This window comes from Streptomyces sp. BA2 (genome assembly GCF_009769735.1).
Taxonomy (GTDB): Bacteria; Actinomycetota; Actinomycetes; order Streptomycetales; family Streptomycetaceae; genus Streptomyces.
On sequence record NZ_WSRO01000002.1, the window covers coordinates 3,618,642 to 3,641,232 of the forward strand.

Annotated in this window: 16 protein-coding genes; 7 read left to right on the forward strand and 9 right to left on the reverse strand. The window is 71.0% G+C overall.

The features are described from left to right. Positions 1 to 29: 29 nt before the first annotated feature. From E5671_RS18940 to E5671_RS18960, 5 genes are all read right to left on the reverse strand, one after another. Positions 30 to 3,806 carry an ABC transporter transmembrane domain-containing protein gene (locus E5671_RS18940; protein ID WP_160505149.1) on the reverse strand — a complete coding sequence of 1,259 codons (3,777 nt, stop codon included), beginning with the start codon at positions 3,804 to 3,806 and terminating at the stop codon, positions 30 to 32. 123 nt (positions 3,807 to 3,929) lie between these two features. Then, complete coding sequence (locus E5671_RS18945) at positions 3,930 to 4,865, reverse strand: serine hydrolase (RefSeq protein WP_160505150.1); 936 nt, start codon at positions 4,863 to 4,865, stop codon at positions 3,930 to 3,932. Positions 4,866 to 5,030: 165 nt separating this feature from the next. Next, on the reverse strand, positions 5,031 to 6,716 hold the full coding sequence (locus E5671_RS18950; RefSeq protein WP_160505151.1) for a thiamine pyrophosphate-dependent enzyme: 1,686 nt from the start codon (positions 6,714 to 6,716) through the stop codon (positions 5,031 to 5,033). Then, complete coding sequence (speB, locus tag E5671_RS18955; RefSeq protein ID WP_160505152.1) at positions 6,713 to 7,711, reverse strand: agmatinase; 999 nt, start codon at positions 7,709 to 7,711, stop codon at positions 6,713 to 6,715. Before speB ends, E5671_RS18950 begins: the two co-directional genes overlap by 4 nt. 87 nt (positions 7,712 to 7,798) lie before the next feature. Beyond that, complete coding sequence (locus E5671_RS18960; RefSeq protein ID WP_160505153.1) at positions 7,799 to 9,271, reverse strand: sodium:solute symporter; 1,473 nt, start codon at positions 9,269 to 9,271, stop codon at positions 7,799 to 7,801. Positions 9,272 to 9,447: 176 nt separating this feature from the next. Here E5671_RS18960 and E5671_RS18965 point away from each other — a divergent pair, with 176 nt between their 5' ends. After that, positions 9,448 to 10,968 (forward strand): PucR family transcriptional regulator, encoded by a 1,521-nt coding sequence (locus E5671_RS18965; RefSeq protein WP_160505154.1) that lies wholly within the window; start codon positions 9,448 to 9,450, stop codon positions 10,966 to 10,968. 85 nt (positions 10,969 to 11,053) lie between these two features. Continuing rightward, complete coding sequence (locus tag E5671_RS18970; RefSeq protein ID WP_160505155.1) at positions 11,054 to 11,842, forward strand: phosphatase; 789 nt, start codon at positions 11,054 to 11,056, stop codon at positions 11,840 to 11,842. Here the strand turns inward: E5671_RS18970 and E5671_RS18975 are convergent. The 4 genes from E5671_RS18975 to E5671_RS18990 form a co-directional block, all read right to left on the reverse strand. Continuing rightward, positions 11,803 to 12,774 carry a cation diffusion facilitator family transporter gene (locus E5671_RS18975; protein WP_160505156.1) on the reverse strand — a complete coding sequence of 324 codons (972 nt, stop codon included), beginning with the start codon at positions 12,772 to 12,774 and terminating at the stop codon, positions 11,803 to 11,805. The two genes, E5671_RS18970 and E5671_RS18975, sit on opposite strands and share 40 nt — an antisense overlap. 56 nt (positions 12,775 to 12,830) lie before the next feature. After that, positions 12,831 to 13,700: an acyl-CoA thioesterase gene (locus tag E5671_RS18980; RefSeq protein ID WP_160505157.1), complete on the reverse strand. Its 870-nt coding sequence runs from the start codon at positions 13,698 to 13,700 to the stop codon at positions 12,831 to 12,833. A 38-nt stretch (positions 13,701 to 13,738) separates the two neighbouring features. Further along, positions 13,739 to 14,896 carry an acyl-CoA dehydrogenase family protein gene (locus tag E5671_RS18985; protein ID WP_160505158.1) on the reverse strand — a complete coding sequence of 386 codons (1,158 nt, stop codon included), beginning with the start codon at positions 14,894 to 14,896 and terminating at the stop codon, positions 13,739 to 13,741. A gap of 126 nt (positions 14,897 to 15,022) precedes the next feature. After that, complete coding sequence (locus E5671_RS18990; RefSeq protein WP_160505159.1) at positions 15,023 to 15,613, reverse strand: SACE_7040 family transcriptional regulator; 591 nt, start codon at positions 15,611 to 15,613, stop codon at positions 15,023 to 15,025. An 87-nt stretch (positions 15,614 to 15,700) separates the two neighbouring features. Between E5671_RS18990 and E5671_RS18995 the strand changes: the two genes are divergently transcribed. From E5671_RS18995 to E5671_RS19015, 5 genes are all read left to right on the forward strand, one after another. Then, positions 15,701 to 17,317 carry a carboxyl transferase domain-containing protein gene (locus E5671_RS18995; protein ID WP_160505160.1) on the forward strand — a complete coding sequence of 539 codons (1,617 nt, stop codon included), beginning with the start codon at positions 15,701 to 15,703 and terminating at the stop codon, positions 17,315 to 17,317. Positions 17,318 to 17,369: 52 nt separating this feature from the next. After that, positions 17,370 to 19,316: an acetyl-CoA carboxylase biotin carboxylase subunit gene (locus tag E5671_RS19000; RefSeq protein ID WP_160505161.1), complete on the forward strand. Its 1,947-nt coding sequence runs from the start codon at positions 17,370 to 17,372 to the stop codon at positions 19,314 to 19,316. Continuing rightward, positions 19,313 to 20,266, forward strand: coding sequence for a hydroxymethylglutaryl-CoA lyase (locus tag E5671_RS19005; protein ID WP_160505162.1), 954 nt, complete (start codon positions 19,313 to 19,315; stop codon positions 20,264 to 20,266). Before E5671_RS19000 ends, E5671_RS19005 begins: the two co-directional genes overlap by 4 nt. Positions 20,267 to 20,272: 6 nt before the next feature. After that, positions 20,273 to 21,427 (forward strand): acyl-CoA dehydrogenase family protein, encoded by a 1,155-nt coding sequence (locus E5671_RS19010; protein WP_160505163.1) that lies wholly within the window; start codon positions 20,273 to 20,275, stop codon positions 21,425 to 21,427. Between the two features lie 120 nt (positions 21,428 to 21,547). Beyond that, the gene (locus E5671_RS19015; RefSeq protein WP_160505164.1) at positions 21,548 to 22,591 is read left to right on the forward strand and encodes an ABC transporter substrate-binding protein; all 1,044 of its coding nucleotides are present in this window, start codon (positions 21,548 to 21,550) and stop codon (positions 22,589 to 22,591) included.

The following is a 22,591-nucleotide window of genomic DNA, read 5'->3' on the forward strand; positions in this document are numbered from 1 at the left end:
ATTCGTTCACCGGGCCCGTCCGACAGGGCCTAGGCGGCCGACGGCTCCGCCTCCCCCACGAACGTCCGCCACAGCGTCGCGTACCGCCCGTCGAGCGCGAGCAGCTCCTCGTGCGTGCCGTCCTCCGCGACCCGGCCGTCGTCCATCAGGATCACCCGGTCCGCGCGGGCCGCGGTGGTGAGGCGGTGGGCGACGACCAGCGTGGTGCGCTTGCCCGCGATGCGGTCGGTGGCCTGGTTGACCTGCGCTTCCGTCGCGAGGTCGAGGGCGGCGGTCGCCTCGTCGAGGAGCAGGATGTCCGGGTCGACCAGCTCCGCCCGGGCCAGGGCGATCAGCTGGCGCTGGCCCGCGGAGAGGTTGCGGCCGCGCTCGGAGACCTCGTGGAGATAGCCGCCGTCCAGCGTGGCGATCATGTCGTGCGCGCCGACCGCGCGGGCCGCGGCCTCCACCTGGGCGTCGGTGGCGTCGGGCCGCCCGTAGGCGATCGCGTCGCGCACCGTGCCCGCGAAGAGATAGGCCTCCTGCGGGACGACGCCGAGACGGTGGCGGTACGAGGTCAGATCGAGGGACCGCAGGTCCGTGCCGTCCACCGTCACCCGGCCGCCGGTCGGGTCGTAGAACCGGGCGACGAGCTTGACCAGCGTCGACTTGCCCGCGCCGGTCTCGCCGACGAAGGCGACGGTCTGACCTGCGGGTATCCGCAGGCGCACGTCGCTGAGGGCTTCTTCTTCGTCTCCGTACGCGAAGTTCACGTCCTCGAAGGCGATCTCGCCGCGCAGGGAAAGGACGTCGAGCGGCTCGTCCGCGGCCCGGGTCGATGTCGGCTCCCGGAGCAGTTCCTGGATGCGGCCGAGCGAGACGGTGGCCTGCTGGTAGCCGTCGAAGACCTGGGAGAGCTGCTGGACGGGCGCGAAGAACAGGTCGATGTAGAGGAGGTAGGCGACCAGGGCGCCGGTCGTCAGCGTCCCCGCCTCCACGCGTCCCGCGCCGACCATCAGGACCGCCGCCGCGGCGACCGCCGAGAGCAGCTGCACGAACGGGAAGTAGATGGAGATCAGCCACTGCCCGCGGATACGGGCGCTGCGGTAGTCGGCACTGGCGTGCGAGAACTTCCTTCCGCCCGAGCGCTCGCGCCGGAAGGCCTGCACGATGCGGAGACCGGCGACGGACTCCTGGAGTTCGGCGTTGACCACGGAGACGCGTTCACGGGCCAGCTCGTACGCCTTGACGCTGGAGCGGCGGAAGAAGAACGTACCGATGATCAGCGGCGGCAGCGTCGCGAAGACGACGAGCGCGAGCTCCACGTCGATCACGACGAGCGCGACCATGATGCCGAAGAAGGTGACGACGGAGACGAAGGCGGTGACCAGACCCGTCTGGAGGAAGGTGGAGAGCGCGTCCACGTCCGTGGTCATCCGGGTCATGATGCGCCCGGTCAACTCCCGCTCGTAGTAGTCGAGTCCGAGCCGCTGGAGCTGAGAGAAGATCTTGAGGCGGAGGGAGTAGAGCACCCGCTCGCCCGTCCGCCCGGTCATCCGCGTCTCGCCGATCTGCGCCGTCCACTGGACGAGCACGGCAAGGAGCGCGAGCCCGGACGCCACCCACACGGCGCCGAGCGCGAGCTGTGAGACGCCCTCGTCGATGCCGTGCCGGATGAGCACGGGAAGCAGCAGGCCCATGCCCGCGTCGACGGCGACCAGGAGCAGGGCGAAGAGCAGCGGCTTCCCGAATCCCGCGAGGAGGCGGCGCAGGCCGTACGACTCCTCCGGCGTCACCGCGCGCGCCTCGTCGATGTCGGGGGTGTCGGTGGCCGGGGGCAGCGCGTCGACCTGCGCGAGGAGTTCGGGCGTCGCGGGCATCCCGGACATCGCGGTGTCCTTGGGCTCGCGGTCACCGACCCAGAGCTGCGGGGTGATGCCGCGCTCGGCATCGAACTCGGCGTCGAGTTCGTCGCGTACGGAGGTGTCCTCGGGGATCTCGACCGGGACGGTACGGCCGGGCGAGACGCCGCCGAGCTCGTCCGGGTCGGTCAACAGGCGCCGGTAGAGCGGGGAGTCGGCCGTCAGCTCCTCGTGCGTGCCGATGGCGGCGAGGCGTCCGGCGTCGAGTACGGCGATGCGGTCGGCGAGGTTGAGGGTCGAGCGGCGGTGAGCGATGAGCAGAGTGGTCCGCCCGGCCATGACGCCGCGCAGCGCTTCGTGGATCTCGTGCTCGACCCGTGCGTCCACCGCGGACGTCGCGTCGTCGAGGACGAGGAGGCGGGGGTCGGTGAGGATGGCGCGGGCGAGGGCGACGCGCTGGCGCTGGCCGCCGGAGAGGGTGAGACCGTGCTCGCCGACGGTGGTGTCGTACCCGTCGGGCAGCTCGGATATGAAGCGGTCGGCCTGTGCGGCGCGGGCCGCGGTCTCGATCTCCTCCTGGGTGGCGTCCGGCTTTCCGTACGCGATGTTGGCGCGGACGGTGTCGGAGAAGAGGAAGGAGTCCTCGGGCACGAGGCCTATCGCGGCCCGCAGCGAATCCGCGGTCAGCTCGCGCACGTCGTGGCCGCCGATGAGGACGGCGCCGTGCGTCACGTCGTAGAAGCGGGGCAGCAGCAGCGAGACGGTGGATTTGCCGCTGCCGGACGTGCCGACGACGGCGAGGGTCTCGCCGGGCCGGATCTCGAAGGAGAGGCCGTCGAGGACGGGGCGGCTGTCCTCGTAGGCGAAGGAGACGTCGTCGAACTCGACGGTGGCCGGGGCGTCGGCGGGCAGTTCCTTGGTGCCGTCCGTCAGCGTCGGCTCGGTGTCGATGAGCTCCAGGACGCGCTCGGCGCCCGCGCGGGCCTGCTGGCCGACGGTGAGGACCATGGCGAGCATGCGGACGGGCCCGACGAGCTGGGCGAGATAGCTGGAGAAGGCGACGAACGTGCCGAGCGTGATCTGCCCGCGCACCGCGAGCCAGCCGCCGAGCGCGAGCATCGCGACCTGCCCGAGCGCGGGCACGGCCTGCAGCGCGGGCGTGTACTTGGAGTTCAGCTTGATGGTCCGAAGGCGTCCCGCGAAGAGCTTGCGCCCGACCTCCCTGAGCTTCCCGGTCTCCTGGTCCTCCTGGCCGAACCCCTTCACGACGCGTACGCCGGAGACGGAGCCGTCCACGACTCCGGCGACGGCGGCGGCCTGGGCCTGCGCGTACCAGGTGGAGGGGTGCAGGCGGTTGCGGCTGCGCTTGGCGATGAACCAGAGGGCGGGGGCCACGGCGAGCGCGACGAGGGTGAGCGGGACGGAGAGCCACGCCATGATCACGAGGGAGATCACGAAGAGGAGGATGTTGCCGATGGTCATCGGCAGCATGAAGAGCAGACCCTGGATGAGCTGGAGGTCGCTGGTGGCGCGTCCGACGACCTGCCCGGTGGACAGCTCGTCCTGCCGCCGTCCGTCGAGCTTGGTGATCGTCCCGTACATCTCGGTCCGCAGGTCGTGCTGGACGTCGAGGGCTAGGCGGCCGCCGTAGTAGCGGCGGATGTAGGTGAACACGTAGACGAGGAGGGCGGCGCCGATGAGGGCGGCGGCCCAGGGGCCCATGGAGCGGGTCTTGTCGCCGATGACGTCGTCGATGATCACCTTGGTGATGAGCGGGACGAGCGCCATGACGGCCATGCCGGCGAGCGAGGCGCCGAGCGCGAGCACGACGTCCTTCGGGTACCGCCACGCGTATCCCGTGAGCCGTTTCGCCCAGCCGGATTTCTCCGGCCCTGCACTGCCGGATTTCTCCGGCCCTGCACCGCCGGATTTCTCCGGTCCGGCCCCACCCCGTTGCTGCGCCACTGCGTGCCTCCCGTCGACCTGACCTGCCGAGAGGCACAACCCGGGGGGATGCGGATTTCATCCCGTCGCAACAAAGAGGGGCCTGAAGTCCTAGGCCCCTCCTAGTCCCCTTCTAGTCCCCTCCTAGGACCCGGGGACCGCCACGAAGGCCTCCTGCGGCGTTTCCGTCGGGGTGTAGCGCCGGGCCGCGGGAGCCGTGGGCGTCAGATCCTTGTGGACGGCCTTGGCCACGCCCTGGATGGTGGCGACGCCGTAGTTCATGGTGCTGTTGCCGTGGGTGAGCACCGAGAGGGTGTAGTCGTGGCCGCCGCCCTTGAACGCGCCGATGCTGTGCACCCGCCAGCCGTGCGTCGACCGCTGCAGCCAGCCGTTCTTGACGTGGATCTTGACCCCGGACGGCGCGCCCGCAGGGGTGCCCCAGCGCTGCGAGGAGACGACCTTGCCCATCAGCTTGAGGATGTAGGCGCGCGCGTTGTCGCTGAGGACGGAGTTCTGGGCGGTGATCAGGGCGAGGAGCTTCTGCTCGTCGGCCGCGTTGATCCGGGTCAGGCCCCAGTATCCGCCGGATCCCGGCACCGTCTTCGTCATCTTGGCGGCCGCGAGGAACGCCTTGATCTTCCCCGTGCCGAGCTGACGCCAGAGCTTGCTGGTCGCCGCGTTGTCCGACTTGGTGATCATTGCGTACGCGAGGTCGGACTCACGGGCCGACAGCTTCCGGTCGGTCTTCTTCGCGTCCCACAGCAGCGCCGCGAGGACGGTCACCTTGACGACGCTCGCCGAGTCGAAGGACGTGGTCGCGCGCAGGGTGCAGGTGGTGCCCGTGGTGCGGTCGCGGAGGCCGACCGCGACGGTGCCCTTGCGGTTCTTCAGCGCCGCCGTGATGTCCTTCGTCAGCTTGGCGGCCAGGCCGGACTGCGCGGAGGTGCAGGTCACCTGCGGTGTCGCCGCCGCGGCGGGCGTGGCGGTCGCGACCGCGCCGAGCGGCACGAGCACCCCGGCGGCGAGTCCCGCCGAGAGCACGCGGGCACGCCTGGATATCCCGGATACCGGGTGAGTCATGGAGTTTCCCCATCCCCTTGGGTCCGTACAAGACCCTCGGGGCCCGTACAAGCACGCCCCCCGGCGCACTCACCTCACATGACTCACCGGCACCGGTAAATGGATGTACGAATTTGAGAACAGATGACCGATCCGTAATCAGCCCGTGTCACGGCGCCCGTCGGCTCAGAGGTGCGTCGGCTCGAACATCCGCAGCACCGCCGGGAGCACGACCACCGAGGGGCCGGGCTCCGCGAGCGCCTTCGTCAGGTCGTCGCGCAGGGTCTCCGGAGTCGTCCTGACCCCCGGCACCCCGAAGGACTCCGCGAGCGCGACGAAGTCGGGGCGGGACAGCTCCGTAGCCGTGGGCTCGCCGAAGGCGTCCGACATGTACTCCCGGAGGATGCCGTACCCCCCGTCGTCCACGATCAGCCAGGTGACCGGCAGGCCGTGCTGCTTGGCCGAGGCCAGTTCCGCGAGGGAGTACATCGCGCCGCCGTCGCCCGACACCGCAAGGACCGGCTTCGAGGGGTCGGCGGCAGCCGCTCCGAGTGCCGCCGGGAAGCCGTACCCGAGGCCGCCCGCGCCCTGGGCCGAGTGCATCGTGTTCGGGTGGCGCGCGTCGAAGGCGGACCAGGCCCAGTACGCCAGGATCGTCATGTCCCAGAAGGACGGAGACGTGTCCGGCAGGGCCTCACGCACCGACGCGAGGACCTGCTGCTCCAGGGTGAGCTCCTGGGCGGCGATCCGCTCCTTGACCTTGGAGAGGACCGTCCGCACCCGCTCGGGGGCCGAGGCGTCTTCGCGGGGGGTGTCGATCGTCTCCAGGAGCGCGGACAGCGCGAGCCGCGCGTCCGCGTGGATGCCGAGCGCCGGGTGGTTGGACTCCAGCTTCCCCGCGTCGGCCTCGATCTGGATGACCCGGCCGCGCGGCTTGAACGTGTGGTAGTTCGAGGACAGTTCACCGAGGCCGGAGCCGACCACCAGGAGGACGTCCGCGTCCTCCAGGAAGTCCGTGGTGTAGCGGTCCTCCAGCCACGACTGGAGCGACAGCGGGTGCTCCCAGGGGAACGCGCCCTTGCCGCCGAAGGTCGTCACGACGGGGGCGTTCACCAGCTCGGCGAGAGCGAGCAGCTTGCCGCTCGCGTCGGAGCGCACGACTCCGCCGCCCGCGATGATCGCCGGGCGCTCGGCACGGGACAGCAGGTCGGCCGCCACCGCGGTCAGTTCGGGGCGCGGGACGACCTCGTCCGGGGTCGCGTCCATGGCCGTGACGACGGGCAGGGTCGTCTCAGCGAGCAGCACGTCCTGCGGGATCTCCACCCACACCGGGCCGTGCGGGGCGGTGAGCGCCGACTCCCAGGCCGCCGCGATCGCGGAAGGGATCTGCGAGGCCGTACGCACCGTGTGCACGGACTTGACCACATCCCTGAACGACGCCTGCTGATCGCGAAGTTCGTGGAGGTAGCCGTGCCGGCCGCCGCCGAGGCCCGCCACCGGGATCTGGCTGCCGATCGCGAGCACGGGCGACGAACCGGCCGCCGCCTCCTGGAGCGCGGCGAGCGAGGTCAGCGCGCCCGGTCCGGTGGAGAGAAGCAGCGGGGCCACCTCACCGGTGATCCGGCCGTACGCGTCCGCCGCGAAGCCCGTGTTGTTCTCGACGCGCAGCCCCACGTACGACAGGGAGGAGCGGCGCAGGGCGTCGAACATGCCGAGCGCGTGCTGGCCGGGGAGACCGAAGACCGTCGTCGCGCCGAGGCCCTGGAGGGTCTCCACGACGAGGTCGCCGCCGTTGCGCCCCGCGGGCGGGTTCAGGGCCGCCCGCGTCTGCGCGTCCGTGGGCCGCAGGACTACGTCGTGGTCGTGCGTCACTTGGCCGCGCTCCCCTCGGTGGTCCGGCGGGCCTCCGCGATCTGGCGGGACATGATCGTCGTCAGCTCGTACGCGGTGTGCGAGGCGGCGACGGCCGTGATCTCCGCGTGGTCGTAGGCGGGGGCGACCTCGACGACGTCCGCCGATACGAGGTTGCAGGAGGAGAGCCCCCGCAGGATCTCCAGGAGCTCGCGCGACGTCATGCCGCCCGCCTCCGGGGTGCCGGTGCCGGGCGCGTGGGCCGGGTCCAGGCAGTCGATGTCGATGGAGATGTAGAGGGGGCGGTCGCCGATGCGCTGGCGCAGCTGGTCGGCGACCTCGTCGGCGCCGCGGCGGTAGATGTCCGCCGACGTGACGATGCCGAAGCCCATCTTCTCGTCGTCGGTGAGGTCCTGCTTGCCGTACAGCGGGCCGCGCGTGCCCACGTGCGAGAGCGCCTCGGTGTCGAGGATGCCCTCCTCGACGGCCCGGCGGAACGGCGTGCCGTGGGTGTACTCGGCGCCGAAGTACGTGTCCCAGGTGTCCAGGTGCGCGTCGAAGTGCAGCAGGGCGACCGGGCCGTGCTTCTTGGCGACCGAACGGAGCAGCGGCAGGGCGATGGTGTGGTCGCCGCCGAGCGTCATCATGCGGGCGCCCGAGCCGAGGAGGTCGTCGGCGGCGGCCTCGATCGTCTCGACCGCCTCGTTGATGTTGAACGGGTTGGCGGCGATGTCGCCCGCGTCCGCGACCTGCGCGAGCGCGAAGGGCGAGGCGTCCTGCGCGGGGTTGTACGGACGCAGGAGGCGCGAGGCCTCGCGGATGGCGTTGCCGCCGAAGCGGGCGCCGGGCCTGTACGACACGCCGGTGTCGAAGGGCACGCCGACCACGGCGATGTCCGTCTTGCCGCCCACCTCGTCGAGACGGGGCAGGCGGGCGTAGGTCGCCGGGCCCGCGTACCGGGGGATGCGGGAGGAGTCGACCGGGCCGCGGGGGGTCGGGGTCTCGGCGCTGCTCATGGTCGGTTTCCTCCTGCTGGTACGAGTGATGCTGTGCTGCTGGGACAAGTGTCGCGCGGCCCACTGACAGTGGGCCGCGCGGAGAAACTAGACGGTGACCGGAGCCTGCGGCTCCGCCTCCTCATCGGACCCCCGGCCCGCGAGCCGCTCGCGCCAGGCCGCGAGGACCTGGGCGTCGGTCGGCTTCGTGGCGAGGGAGACGACGACGTACACGGCCAGGGAGATCAGCAGGCCGTAGTAGATGGGCTCGTTGGCGAGGATTCCGTACCCCCACATGAGCCCGATGACGGAGAGACCACCGGCGGCGACAGCCGCGAGGGCGCCCTCCGCGGTGCCGCGCTTCCACAGCAGCCCGCCGAGGATCGGCACGAGAAGTCCGGCGACGAGCAGGTTGTAGGCGACGGTGAGCGCCTGGACGACGTCATTGAGGGCGATGGCGATACAGACGACGGCGATGCCCATGATCAGGATGAAGAGGCGGTTGCCCTTCACCTCGTCGTGCGGCTCGTCGCCCGCTCCGTCGGCCTTCACGACCCCTCGCAGCCGCGACCAGATGTCGTTGTTGGCGACGGTCGCGCAGGCGATGAGCGCTCCGGAGGACGTGGACATCACGGCGGCGAGCGCCGCGGCGAGCACCAATCCCCGTACGCCCATGGGCAGTTCGTCCTTGACGATGGTCGCGAAGGCCGCGTCCGCGCTCGGCAGCTTCGGGTACATGACCTTGGCGGCCGTGCCGATGACGGCGCCCGCGATCGCGTAGACCAGGCAGTACGTACCGGCGACGGTGCCGCCGTAGCGGGCGACCTTGTCGCTGCGCGCCGTGAAGACGCGCTGCCAGATGTCCTGCCCGATGAGCATGCCGAACGTATAGATCAGGACGTACGTGAAGATCGTCTCGCCGCCGATGCCCAGCGGGTCGAAGTACTCCGTGGGCAGCTTGGCCTTCATCTCGCTGAAGCCACCGGCCTTGACGACCGCGATGGGCAGCAGCAGGAGCAGCACGCCGATGGTCTTCACCACGAACTGCACCATGTCGGTGAGCGTGATGGACCACATGCCACCGAGCGTCGAGTAGGCGACGACGATCGAGCCGCCGAGGATGATCGCGATCGTGCGGTTCATGTCGAACAGGACGTCGAAGATCGTGGCGTACGCGATGGTCGAGGTGACCGCGAGCATCAGCGTGTACGCCCACATGACGACCCCGGAGATGACGCCCGCGCGCCCGCCGTAGCGCAGATCGAGCATCTCGGAGACGGTGTAGACCTTCAGCCGGGCGATGCGCGCCGAGAAGAAGACGCTCAGCGCGAGCAGGCCGAGGCCGATCGTGAAGACCATCCAGGCGCCGGAGAGCCCGTACTGGTAGCCGAGGCCGACGCCACCGATGGTGGACGCGCCGCCGAGGACGATGGCGGCCATGGTCCCGGAGTACATCCACGGTCCGAGGCGGCGTCCGGCGACAAGGAACTCGCTCTTGGACTTGGCGCGGCGCATGCCCCACCAGCCCATGGCGAGCATGCCGGCGAGATAGACGACGATCACTGTGTAGTCGACGGCCATAGGGCCCTCCTTCGCGCACCTCGGTGGCGTGTCGTGCAGATGGGGGTGATGCCAATTGGGGGGTGGCAACCAGCCGCGGGGACATCCGCCCGTACCCGCGGCCTGGGGTCGGCACGACCTTAGGTGGCCGGAAAGCAACGCTGAAGTGTACGTTTCATCCACTCGCCGCGATCGATATGGATGGAACATCCACCGTGCCGGACCCCGTCGCCCCGTCAGCCCCTCCCCCGACGCCCCCCGTCCCCTTGACCGCGCTCCTCGCCCGGGACGATCTGGGCCTGCGCCAGATCGCGGGCCCCGACGCCGGGGAGAGCGGGGCGGCCGTCCAGTGGGTGCACACCTCGGAGATGGCGGACCCGTACCCGTATCTCCTGGGCGGCGAGCTGCTGTTGACGGCGGGCGTGCACATCACGGATCCCGGTGGCGCGGGGGTCTATCTGGACGACTACGTGGCGCGGATCGTCGAGGCGGGCGGCGCGGCCCTCGGCTTCGGCGTCGCGCCCGTGCACGACACGGTGCCGCGCGCCCTGGTGACGGCCTGCGACCACTACGGCCTTCCGCTCCTGGAGGTGCCGCCGCGCACGACGTTCAGCGGGGTCGCCCGCGCGGTGTGGCAGCTGGTCGCGGAGGCCAGGCTCGCCGAGCTGCGCCGCGTGACGCAGGCGCAGCAGGGCCTCGCCACGGCCGCCGCGCGCCCCGACCCGGTGCCCGCGGTGCTTCGCCAGCTCGCGGCGCGCCTGGGCGGCTGGGCGGCGCTCTACGCTCCGGACGGCGCGGTGCTCCACACGGCGGGGACAGCTCCGGTGGCGGGCACGCGGCAGGCGGTGCGTGACCTCTCCGAAGTCGTACGTCCCGCGGGGCGCCCCGGCCCCGCTCCCGCCTCCGCCACCGACTCCGTGGGCGGCGCCCACCTCGCGGCGTACGCGCTGGGCGGCGGGCAGGGGTTCGCGCTGGGGGTCGCCGCCGAGCAGCGCGAACCGGGGGATCACACCATCACCGGGGTGGCCGTCGTGCTGCTCTCCCTCCTCACCGGGAAGCACCAGGGCGCCGCCGACGCCGTACGGTCGGCGGCGCTCGTGCGGCTGCTGCTCGGCTCGGCCGCGGGCGATGTCGCGCCTCTCCTGGGGGCCGACGAGTGGACCGTGGTGCACGCGCGCGGGGATGCCGGAAACGACCCGGTGGCGCACTCCGTCGCCGCCTCCGCGCTGGCCGCGGCGCTGGGCAGCGGCCTGGTCGACGCGGACGCGGAGCAGGACCTCGTACGGCTGCTCCTCCCCGCCGACCGCGAGCTCGCCGGGCAGCCGGGCTGGACCATCGGCGCCTCCGCACCCACCGCCACCGGGGACCTGCCCGCCGCCGACGCCCAGGCGGACCGCGCCCTGCGCCGCGCCGAGGCCACCCGCGCGCCGCTCGTCCGGCACCGCGAGGCGGGCATCGCCGCTCTGGTGGCGCCCGCGGAGGCCGCGGCCCACGCGCGCGTGCTGCTCGCCCCGCTCGGCGGCAGCGAGGCGCTCACGGAGACCTTGCGCACCTGGCTCTCCCTGCACGGCAGTTGGGACCGCACAGCGACGGCGCTGGGGGTCCACCGCAACACGGTGCGGCAGCGCGTGACGCGGTGCGCGACGCTGCTGGGGGCGGACCTGGACGACCCGGACGTACGGATGGAGCTGTGGTTCGCGTTGAGCAGAGGGCGCTGAGGGGGCGCCCAACGCAGTGCACCTCACAGTCCCAGGGTTCGGGACTGCCCGCCACCGCGCGGTCACCGACGGCAGAATAGGACCCATGCCGATACCCAGCCGTGCCGCGCTTGTCGATCACCTCGTACGCTCCCGCATCGCGGGCGACGTCGCCACGCCCCGCGAGAACAACCTCAGCCACTACAGGAAGCTCGCGAACGGCGACCGTCACTACTGGCTCGGTCTGGAGCTCGGCGACCGCTGGACCGACGAGCAGGACGTCCTCGCGGTGATGGCCGAGCGGTGCGGCGTGATCGACGACGCCGAGTTCCGGCACGGGCAGGACACCATCGACCCCGAGCTGACGGTCGACGCCCTGGAGCGGATGGCGGCGCGCCTTCGTAAGGCCGCGGCCGGCAAGGAGAGGGTCCTTTTCGCCACCGGCCACCCCGGAGGCCTGCTCGACGTGCACCGCGCGACGGCGGCCGCCCTGCGCGCGGCGGGCTGCGAGATCGTCGTCATCCCGGAGGGCCTCACCGCCGACGAGGGCATGGTCTTCCAGTTCGCGGACGTGGCGATGCTGGAGCGCGGCGCGACGCTGTGGCACACGCACTCCCCCGAGCCGATGAACGCGATCCTGGACGGCCTGGAGCGCGAGGGGCGCCCGCTGCCGAACCTGGTCGTCGCCGACCACGGCTGGGCAGGGCGTGCGGGCCAGCGCGGCATCGACTCCGTGGGATACGCGGACTGCAACGACCCCGCGCTGTTCATCGGCGAGGCCGAAGGCACCGTGCAGGTGACGGTCCCGCTGGACGACCACGTCACGAGCCCGCGCTTCTACGACCCGTTGACGGCCTACCTGCTGGACGCGGCGGGGCTGACCCCCGAGTCCTGAGCGGGGCCCGGCGTCGGGTCCAGGTACACCCGTCTGACCGCCGGGAACCGCTCCTGAACACGGTGCGCCATCCGGTCGCAGGCCTGCTCGATGTCCCCGGCCGTGGACATGTCCCGGAAGTCGACCTTGGCGGCGACGAGGGCCTCCCTGGGCCCTTGGAGGAGCGTGGTCAGCTCCAGTACGTCCACGACGTGCGGGTCGGCGAGCAGTTCGGCCCGCACCGCGGCACGCATCTGCGCGGGCAGCGGACGCCCGATGAGCAGCTCCGAGTTGGCGTGCCCGAGGACCCAGGCGACGTACACAAGAAGGACGCCGATGCACAGCGAGGCGACACCGTCCCACACACCGGAGCCGGTGAGCTGCCCGCCGAGCAGCCCGGCCGCGGCGAGCACCAGGCCGACGAGCGCCGCCGAGTCCTCCATCACGACGGCCTTCACCGCGGTGTCGGGGGTGTGCCTCAGGTAGCGCTTGATGTGCACCCCGAAGCGGTCCGCCTCACCGCTCGCCTGCTTGAGCCCCGTCCGCAGCGAGTAGCCCTCCAGGAGGAAGGCGATTCCCAGGACGATGTACGAGACGAGCGGGTCGCCGGGGTCCTGGCCGTGCGTGAGGGTGTGGATGCCGTCGTAGACCGCGAACACGCCACCGCCCACGAAGGTGGCGACGGAGGCGAGGAGCGCCCAGATGTAACGGGCCCCTCCGTAGCCGAGCGGATGGTCCTCGTCGGGGGGCCGCTCGCTGCTCCTGAGGGAGACGAGCAGCATCAGTTCGGTGACCGTGTCGGCCACCGAGTGCGCCGCTTCGGAGAGCATCGCGCTCGACCCGCTGATGACGCCGGCGACGGCCTTGGCGGCGGCGATCCCGAGATTGGCGACGGCGGCGACGATGACGGTGAAGGTGCTCTCGCCGCCGCCTTCTGACGGTTGCTCACTCATGTATCGGACGGTATGTCCGATCAGCGAGGAACGCGAAACGTCGGTCAGGCGGTCGGTCAGCGGGGGACGCGGACGACGCCCTCCTGAATCACCGTCACCGCGAGCTGCCCGTCCTGCGTCCAGATCCGGGCCTGGCCGAGGCCTCGTCCGCCGGACGCCGACGGCGACTCCTGGTCGTACAGGAGCCATTCGTCCGCCCTGAAGGGGCGGTGGAACCACATCGCGTGGTCGAGCGAGGCACCGACGACGTCACCGACCGCCCAGCCGCCGCGGCCGTGCGCGAGCAGCACCGAGTCGAGCAGCGTCATGTCGGAGACGTACGTGGCGAGGCAGACGTGCAGCAAAGACGCGTCGACACCGCTGTCGAGCTTGCCGTTCGTGCGGAACCACACCTGGGAGCGCGGCTCGCGCGGCTGCCCGACCGTGGCCCAGGGCGGCGCGTCCACGTAGCGCAGGTCGACGGCCGCGCGGGCCTCGATCAGGCGCTCGGCGACGTGCGCGGGCAGATGGCGCGGCAGCATCTCCGCGGCGGTCGGCAGCGTCTCCGGGTCGGGGGCCGACGGCATCCCCGTCTGGTGCTCCAGGCCCTCCTCGTACGTCTGGAAGGACGCGGAGAGGTGGAATATCGGCTGCCCGTGCTGGACGGCGACGACCCTGCGCGTGGTGAAGGAGCGGCCGTCCCGGATCCGGTCGACGGTGTAGACGATCGGCGCGCCCGGGTCCCCGGCACGCAGGAAGTACGCGTGCAGGGAGTGGGCGGGCCGCTCGGCGGGGACCGTGCGACCTGCCGCCACCAGCGCCTGGGCGGCCACCTGGCCGCCGAAGACGCGCGGGACGAGCGCCGAGCGGCTCACGCCCCGGAATATGTCCTCCTCGATCTGCTCCAGGTCGAGCAGATCGAGGAGGGACTCAAGTGCCTGGTTCATGAATGCAGTTCTACAGGGCGGTCTTCAGAGGGCAGTCTCTACAGGCCCATGTTCTTGGCGATGATCATCTTCATGACCTCGCTGGTGCCGCCGTAGATGCGGTTGACGCGGTTGTCCGCGTACAGGCGGGCGATGGGGTACTCGTTCATGAAGCCGTAGCCGCCGTGCAGCTGGAGGCACTTGTCGATGACGCGGTGCGCGACCTCGGTGTTGAACAGCTTCGCGGACGCGGCCTCGGCGGCGGTCAGCTCGCCCGCGTCCAGGGCCTCGAGGGCGCGGTCGGCGACGGCCTCGGCGGCGTCCACCTCGGCCTGGCAGGCGGCGAGCTCGAACTTGGTGTTCTGGAAGGAGGCGACCGTCTTGCCGAAGACGGTGCGGTCCTGCACGTACTCCTTGGCGAACCGGACGGCGGCCTTGGCCTGCGCGTACGCGCCGTAGGCGATGCCCCAGCGCTCGGAGGGGAGGTTGCTTCCGAGGTAGTAGAAGCCCTTGTTCTCCTCGCCGAGGAGGTCCTCTACGGGGACCTTGACGTCGACGAAGGCGAGCTCGGCGGTGTCGGAGGTCTTCAGGCCGAGCTTGTCGAGCTTGCGGCCGATGGAGTAGCCCTCGGACTTGGTGTCCACGGCGAAGAGGGAGATGCCGAAGCGGCGGTCCTCGGCGGTGGGCGCGGACGTACGCGCGCAGACGATCACGCGGTCGGCGTGCACGCCGCCGGTGATGAAGGTCTTGGAGCCGTTGAGGACGTAGTGCGTGCCGTCCTCGGAGAGCTTGGCGGTGGTCTTCATGCCCGCGAGGTCGGAGCCGGTGCCCGGCTCGGTCATCGCCAGGGCCCACATCTCCTCGGCGGAGACGAACTTCTCCAGGTACCGCTTCTTCTGCTCGTCGGTGCCGAGCGCCTTGATGTACGGCAGGGCGAGCAGGACGTGCACGCCGGAGCCGCCGAAGGTGACGCCCGCGCGGGCCGTCTCCTCGTACTGGATGGCCTCGAACTTGTGCGACTCGATGCCGGCGCCGCCGAACTCCTCGGGGACGCTGATGCCGAAGAGACCGAGCTCGGCGAGCTTGTAGTAGAACTCGCGCGGCACCTGACCCGCGGCGAACCACTCCTCGTGGACCGGGACGACCTCGGCCTCGATGAAGGCGCGCAGGGTCTCCCGGAACGCCTCGTGGTCCTCATTGAAAACGGTACGGCGCACGGAAAACTCCCTCTGCTACGACGGCCCCAGCGGCTCACTGTGGTCCAAGCACGGACTAAGCGCTTGCTCAGACAAACGTTACCCGCCGGTCACCGGACCGTCCAGAGAGAAGTCCTGTCGCTCCCGTCACGCCACCGCGGCCGCGAAGGCCCCGCGCGCGAGGCCGTGCAGCAGCTCCGCCATGGCGCCGCGACTGGGCAGCGCGTCGCGCCGGCTCAGGTGCGGCGTGGAGTTGAGCAGCCCGAAGACCGCGTGAACGGAGACGCGGGCCGCGTTCTCGGCGAGGTCCGGATAGACCTTGCGCACCACGTCGACCCAGATCTCCACGTACTGCCGCTGGAGCTGGCGGACCAGCTTGCGGTCGGTGTCCCTCAGGCGGTCGAGCTCGCGGTCGTGCAGGGTGATCAGGGAGCGGTCGTCGAGGGCGAAGTCGATGTGCCCCGCGATGAGCGCGTCGAGCACCTGCTGCGGCGACCCGTCCGCCTCGGCCACACACCGCTTGCCGCCTGTCAGGAGCTGCCCGCTGATGCCGACGAGCAGCTCGGCGAGCATCGCGTCCTTGCCCGCGAAGTGGCGGTAGAGACCGGGCCCGCTGATACCGACGGCGGCTCCTATCTCGTCCACTCCGACTCCGTGGAAGCCGCGCTCGGCGAAGAGCCGGGCGGCTTCCTTGAGGATCTGCTCGCGACGGGTGGGGGCGTCGGTTCTGGTGGCCATGGAATCAATTCTAGACAGGGCGGTTAGCGCTCGTTAACCTGATGGAAATGCGTTAACGCTCATTAACCGAGCAAGGGGGCTCGACTGATGCTGCAGGCACCAGTGCTGGCGAGCGCGGCTGATCCCGCGTCCGAAGCATGGCGGACGAACGAGGCGGCGCACACCGCCCTCGTCGACGACCTGCGGGCCAAGCTCGCGGCGGCCAGGCTCGGCGGCGGCGAGCGGGCCCGCGCCCGCCACGTCGCGCGCGGCAAGCTGCTGCCCCGCGACCGCGTGGACGCCCTGCTCGACCCCGGCTCGCCCTTCCTGGAGCTGGCACCGCTCGCGGCCGACGGTCTGTACGGCGGGGACGCCCCGGCCGCCGGAGTCATCGCCGGCATCGGCCGGGTCTCCGGGCGCACCTGCGTGATCGTCGCCAATGACGCCACCGTCAAGGGCGGGACGTACTACCCCATGACGGTGAAGAAGCATCTGCGCGCCCAGGAGGTCGCGCTGGAGAACCGCCTCCCCTGTCTGTATCTGGTGGACTCGGGCGGTGCCTTCCTGCCCATGCAGGACGACGTCTTCCCGGACCGCGAGCACTTCGGGCGGATCTTCTACAACCAGGCGCGGATGTCCGGCGCCGGCGTCCCGCAGATCGCGGCCGTGCTCGGCTCGTGCACGGCGGGCGGCGCGTACGTCCCCGCGATGAGCGACGAGGCGGTGATCGTCCGCAATCAGGGGACGATCTTCCTCGGCGGCCCGCCCCTGGTGAAGGCGGCGACCGGCGAGGTCGTGACGGCCGAGGAGCTGGGCGGCGGCGAGGTCCACTCCCGGGTCTCCGGGGTCACGGACCACCTCGCGGAGGACGACGCGCACGCGCTGCGGATCGTGCGGACGATCGTCTCCACGCTCCCCGAGCGCGGCGAACTCCCCTGGCCGGTCCGCACGGTCGAGGAGCCGAAGGCCGACCCTCTCGGGCTCTATGGGGCGGTGCCCACGGACTCCCGTACCCCCTATGACGTCCGCGAGGTCATCGCGCGCGTGGTCGACGGCTCGCGCTTCGCCGAGTTCAAGGCGGAGTACGGCCAGACGCTCGTCACCGGCTTCGCCCACCTGCACGGCCACCCGGTCGGCATCATCGCGAACAACGGCATCCTGTTCTCCGAATCCGCCCAGAAGGGCGCCCACTTCATCGAGCTGTGCGACCAGCGCGGCATCCCCCTCGTCTTCCTGCAGAACATCTCCGGATTCATGGTCGGCCGGGACTACGAGGCGGGCGGCATCGCCAAGCACGGCGCCAAGATGGTGACGGCGGTGGCCTGCACGCGCGTGCCGAAGCTGACGGTGGTGATCGGCGGTTCGTACGGCGCGGGGAACTACTCGATGTGCGGCCGTGCCTACTCCCCCCGCTTCCTGTGGATGTGGCCGAACGCCAAGATCTCCGTGATGGGCGGCGAGCAGGCCGCCTCGGTCCTCGCGACGGTCAAGCGCGACCAGTTGGAGGCGCGTGGCGAGGAGTGGTCGGCGCAGGACGAGGAGGCCTTCAAGGACCCGGTCCGCGCCCAGTACGAACAGCAGGGCAACGCCTATTACGCCACGGCCCGGCTGTGGGACGACGGCGTGATCGACCCCATGGAGACCCGGCAGGTCCTCGGCCTCGCCCTGACCGCGTGCGCCGAAGCTCCGCTGGGCGAGCCCGGCTTCGGCGTCTTCCGGATGTGAGGGGCGGACGATGAGCGACTTCCAGCTAGGGACCACACCGGGGAGAGGGACCATGTTCGACACCGTGCTCGTCGCAAACCGGGGCGAGATCGCGGTCCGCGTCATCCGCACCCTGCGGGCGCTCGGCGTGCGCTCGGTCGCCGTGTTCAGCGACGCGGACGCGGACGCCCGGCATGTGCGGGAGGCGGACACGGCCGTACGGCTCGGTCCGGCGCCCGCAGCCGAGAGCTATCTGTCGGCCGAGCGGCTCCTTGACGCGGCGGCCCGCAGCGGCGCCCAGGCGGTCCACCCGGGGTACGGCTTCCTCGCGGAGAACGCGCAGTTCGCGCAGGCCTGCGCGGACGCCGGCCTGGTCTTCATCGGACCGCCCGCCTCGGCGATCGACCTGATGGGCGACAAGATCCGCGCCAAGGAGACGGTCAAGGCGGCCGGGGTCCCGGTGGTCCCCGGTTCCTCGGGCAGCGGTCTGACGGATGCCCAACTGGCCGACGCGGCACGGAAGATCGGCATGCCGGTGCTGCTCAAGCCGTCGGCGGGCGGCGGCGGCAAGGGCATGCGGCTCGTGCGGGACGCCTCCCTGCTGGCGGACGAGATCGCCGCCGCGCGGCGCGAGGCGCGGTCCTCCTTCGGTGACGACACGCTCCTTGTGGAGCGGTGGATCGACCGCCCCCGGCACATCGAGATCCAGGTCCTCGCGGACGGCCACGGGAACGTGATCCACCTCGGCGAGCGCGAATGCTCGCTCCAGCGCCGCCACCAGAAGATCATCGAAGAGGCCCCCAGCGTCCTGCTCGACGAGGCCACGCGCGCGTCGATGGGCGAGGCGGCGGTCCAGGCGGCGCGCTCCTGCGGGTATGCGGGCGCGGGCACGGTGGAGTTCATCGTGCCGGGCAAGGACCCGGCGTCGTACTACTTCATGGAGATGAACACCCGGCTCCAGGTGGAGCACCCGGTGACGGAGCTCATCACCGGCATCGACCTGGTGGAGTGGCAGCTGCGGGTCGCCGCCGGCGAGGAACTCCCTTACGGGCAGCAGGACATCACGCTCACGGGCCACGCGATCGAAGCCCGCATCTGCGCCGAAGACCCGTCCCGCGGCTTCCTGCCGTCCGGCGGGACCGTCCTCGCGCTGCGCGAACCGCGGGGCGACGGCGTGCGGACCGACTCAGGTCTGAGCGAGGGCACGGAGATCGGGAGTCTGTACGACCCGATGCTGTCGAAGGTCATCGCGTACGGCCCCGACCGCCCGACCGCCCTGCGCAAGCTGCGGGCCGCCCTCGCGGAGACGGTCACCCTGGGGGTGCCGACCAACGCGGGCTTCCTGCGGCGCCTCCTCGCCCACCCGGCGGTGGTGTCCGGCGAGTTGGACACTGGCCTGGTGGAGCGCGAGGCGGACGGCCTCCTCCCCGAAGGGGTGCCCGACGAGGTGTACGAAGCCGCGGCAGCGATCCGCGCCGCCGCCCTGGAACCCACCGGTGACGGCTGGCGCGACCCGTTCTCGGAGCCGAAGGGCTGGCGCATCGGCGGCACCTCGGCCCCGCTGACGCACCACCTCCGCGTGCCGGGACACGAGCCCGTGGCGCACATCGCGGGCGCGGGCCCGCGCACCGTGGAGCCCGGCCGCGTCACGGTCCACGTGGACGGCCTCACCCACACCTTCCACCGCGCCGCCGACTGGCTCGGCCGGGACGGCGACGCCTGGCACGTCCAGGACCACGACCCCGTGGAGGCGAGCCTCACCGGCGCCGCCCACAGCGGGGCCGACGCCCTCACCGCCCCCATGCCCGGCACGGTCACGGTCGTCAAGGTCTCCACCGGCGACCGGGTGGCCCAGGGACAGAGCCTCCTCGTGGTGGAGGCCATGAAGATGGAGCACGTCATCTCCGCCCCGCACGCCGGCACCGTCAGCGAGCTCGACGTCGCACCGGGCACGACCGTCGCCATGGACCAGGTCCTGGCCGTGGTGATCCCCGACGAGGCCCCGCAGGAGGAGAAATGACGCTCCCCATGGCCGTCCCCGCCCAGGACCTCCCGCCCCGCGTCCGCATCTATGAGGTGGGCGCACGGGACGGCCTGCAGAACGAGAAAACGGTCGTCCCCACGGACGTCAAGGCGGAGTTCATCCGCCGCCTCGCCGCCGCGGGCCTCACGACCGTCGAGGCGACCAGCTTCGTGCACCCCAAGTGGGTGCCCCAACTGGCCGATTCCGAGCAGCTGTTCCCGCTCGTGCGGGACCTCGCGCAGGACGGCGGGGTGCAGCTCCCCGTCCTGGTGCCGAACGACCGGGGCCTCGACCGCGCCCTGGCCCTCGGCGCCCGCAGCATCGCCGTCTTCGTCAGCGCCACGGAGTCCTTCGCCAAGGCCAACCTCAACCGCACGATGGCCGAGGCACTGGCCATGTCGGAGCCGGTCGTGGCGCGCGCACGCGAGCAGAAGGCGCAGGTGCGGGGCTATCTCTCCATGTGCTTCGGCGACCCGTGGGAGGGCCCGGTGCCCATCGCCCAGGTCGTGCGCACCGCGAAGGCCCTCCGGGACATGGGCTGCGAGGAGCTGAGCCTCGGCGACACCATCGGCGTGGCCACACCGGGCCATGTCCTTGCCCTGCTCGCCGAGTTGAACGAACAGGGCGTGCCGACGGACCGCATCGGCGTGCACTTCCACGACACGTACGGCCAGGCACTCTCCAACACCCTCGCCGCCCTGCAGCACGGCGTGCGCACGGTCGACGCGTCGGCGGGCGGCCTCGGCGGCTGTCCGTACGCGAAGAGCGCCACCGGCAACCTGGCCACCGAAGACCTCGTATGGATGCTCGACGGCCTCGGCATCGAGACCGGCGTCGACCTCGGCCGGCTCACCGCCACCAGCGTGTGGATGGCCGAACAACTGGGCCGCCCCAGCCCGTCCCGCACCGTCCGTGCCCTGACAGGCACCTCCCACCAGGAGCAGTGAAGAACGATGGACCACCGTCTGTCCCCCGAGCACGAGGAACTCCGCCGCACCGTGGAGGAGTTCGCGCACGAGGTCGTCGCCCCGAAGATCGGCGACCTCTACGAACGGCACGAGTTCCCGTACGAGATCGTCCGTGAGATGGGCCGCATGGGCCTGTTCGGCCTGCCCTTCCCCGAGGAGTACGGCGGGATGGGCGGCGACTATCTCGCCCTCGGCATCGCGCTCGAAGAGCTGGCGCGGGTCGACTCCTCGGTGGCGATCACCCTGGAGGCGGGCGTCTCCCTCGGCGCCATGCCGATCCACCTCTTCGGCACGGAGGAGCAGAAGCGGGAGTGGCTGCCCCGGCTCTGTTCCGGTGAACTCCTGGGCGCCTTCGGCCTGACCGAGCCGGACGGCGGCTCGGACGCGGGCGGTACGCGCACGACCGCGGTGCGGGACGGCGACGAATGGGTGATCAACGGCTCCAAGTGCTTCATCACCAACTCCGGCACGGACATCACGGGCCTGGTCACGGTCACCGCCGTCACCGGCCGCAAGGCGGACGGCCGTCCGCTCATCTCCTCGATCATCGTGCCGTCCGGTACGCCCGGGTTCACGGTCGCGGCGCCGTACTCGAAGGTCGGCTGGAACGCATCGGACACACGCGAGCTGTCCTTCGCCGACGTACGGGTGCCGGTGGCGAACCTCCTCGGTGAAGAGGGCCGCGGCTATGCCCAGTTCCTGCGGATCCTCGACGAGGGCCGGGTCGCGATCTCCGCGCTCGCGACGGGCCTCGCGCAGGGCTGCGTGGACGAGTCCGTGAAGTACGCCAAGGAGCGGCACGCCTTCGGGAAGCCGATCGGGGCGAATCAGGCGATCCAGTTCAAGATCGCCGACATGGAGATGCGGGCGCACATGGCCCGGGTCGGGTGGCGGGACGCGGCGTCGCGGCTCGTCGGCGGCGAGTCCTTCAAGAAGGAGGCGGCGATCGCGAAGCTCTACTCCTCCACGGTCGCCGTCGACAACGCGCGCGAGGCCACACAGATCCACGGCGGGTACGGCTTCATGAACGAGTACCCCGTGGCGCGGATGTGGCGGGACTCCAAGATCCTGGAGATCGGCGAGGGCACCAGCGAGGTCCAGCGCATGCTGATCGCCCGGGAGCTGGGATTCGCGGGATAACCACGCCCGCACCGGGGAAGGCGACCGCAAGGGCCACTGGACATCAGCTTAGGTTAGGTTAACCTAAGCGCTAGTTCCGGCCAGTGGCCCCGCCGCCGTCCTCACGAAAGCAGTGATCTCATGCCCCACCCCCGCCTCCCCCAGACCTCCCGCCGCGGCATCCTCGCCGCCGGCGGAGCCCTCGGCCTCACGGCCCTGCTGGCAGCCTGCGGAGACGAGAAAAAGGGCGGCTCGGGCGCGGCCGACTCCGGGGACTCCGGCTCCTGGAGCTTCAAGGACGACCGCGGCAAGACCGCCAAGGCCAAGGGGACGCCGAAGAGCATCGTCGCCTTCACCGGCGTCGCCGCGGCACTCTTCGACTACGGCGTCGAGGTCAAGGGTGTGTTCGGCCCGACGAAGACCAAGGACGGCAAAGCGGACGTCCAGGCCGGCGACATGGACATCAGCAAGCTGACGGTCATCGGCAACGAATGGGGCCAGTTCAACATCGAGAAGTACGCGGGCCTGGCCCCCGACCTCCTCGTCTCCACGATGTTCGACGACGCGGGCACCCTTTGGTACGTCCCGGAGGAGAGCAAGGACAAGATCCTCAAGCTCGCCCCGAGCGTCGGCGTCTCCGTCTACGACCGCCAGATGACCCAGCCCCTCCAGCGTCTCCTCTCGCTCGCCGAGTCGCTCGGCGCGGACGTGAAGGCGGAGAAGGTCGTCAAGGCGAAGAAGCGCTTCGAGGCCGCCGCCGAGCGGCTGCGCAAGGTCGCCAAGGCGAACAAGGACATCAAGGTCATGGTCGGCTCGGCCAGCCAGGACATCTTCTACGTCTCCGGCACGAACCTCTCCGCCGACCTGGAGTACTTCAAGTCCCTCGGCGTGAACTTCGTGGAGCCGTCCGAGGCCGCCAAGAAGGAGAGCGGCGGCTGGTTCGAGAACCTGAGCTGGGAGAACGTCAACAAGCACGGCGCGGACGTCATCATGATGGACAACCGCACCTCCGCCCTGCAGCCCGACGCCCTGGACAAGTCCAAGCCGACCTGGGCGAAGCTGCCCGCGGTCAAGGCCGGACAGGTCATCCCCCGCGTCACCGAGCCCATTTACTCGTACGACAAGTGCGCCCCGATCCTCGAGGACCTCGCCGACGCGATCGAGAAGGCCAAGAAGGTCAGCTGA

Excerpts from the sequence above, each read along its gene's own strand:
- E5671_RS19005 (WP_160505162.1), top strand. The coding sequence starts at position 19,313 with ATGACGCTCCCCATGGCCGTCCCCGCCCAGGACCTCCCGCCCCGCGTC.
- E5671_RS19000 (WP_160505161.1), top strand. The coding sequence starts at position 17,370 with ATGTTCGACACCGTGCTCGTCGCAAACCGGGGCGAGATCGCGGTCCGC.
- E5671_RS18945 (WP_160505150.1), bottom strand. The coding sequence starts at position 4,865 with ATGACTCACCCGGTATCCGGGATATCCAGGCGTGCCCGCGTGCTCTCG.
- E5671_RS18960 (WP_160505153.1), bottom strand. The coding sequence starts at position 9,271 with ATGGCCGTCGACTACACAGTGATCGTCGTCTATCTCGCCGGCATGCTC.
- E5671_RS18975 (WP_160505156.1), bottom strand. The coding sequence starts at position 12,774 with ATGAGTGAGCAACCGTCAGAAGGCGGCGGCGAGAGCACCTTCACCGTC.
- E5671_RS18980 (WP_160505157.1), bottom strand. The coding sequence starts at position 13,700 with ATGAACCAGGCACTTGAGTCCCTCCTCGATCTGCTCGACCTGGAGCAG.
- speB (WP_160505152.1), bottom strand. The coding sequence starts at position 7,711 with ATGAGCAGCGCCGAGACCCCGACCCCCCGCGGCCCGGTCGACTCCTCC.
- E5671_RS18995 (WP_160505160.1), top strand. The coding sequence starts at position 15,701 with ATGCTGCAGGCACCAGTGCTGGCGAGCGCGGCTGATCCCGCGTCCGAA.
- E5671_RS18970 (WP_160505155.1), top strand. The coding sequence starts at position 11,054 with ATGCCGATACCCAGCCGTGCCGCGCTTGTCGATCACCTCGTACGCTCC.
- E5671_RS18965 (WP_160505154.1), top strand. The coding sequence starts at position 9,448 with ATGGATGGAACATCCACCGTGCCGGACCCCGTCGCCCCGTCAGCCCCT.
- E5671_RS19010 (WP_160505163.1), top strand. The coding sequence starts at position 20,273 with ATGGACCACCGTCTGTCCCCCGAGCACGAGGAACTCCGCCGCACCGTG.
- E5671_RS19015 (WP_160505164.1), top strand. The coding sequence starts at position 21,548 with ATGCCCCACCCCCGCCTCCCCCAGACCTCCCGCCGCGGCATCCTCGCC.
- E5671_RS18990 (WP_160505159.1), bottom strand. The coding sequence starts at position 15,613 with ATGGCCACCAGAACCGACGCCCCCACCCGTCGCGAGCAGATCCTCAAG.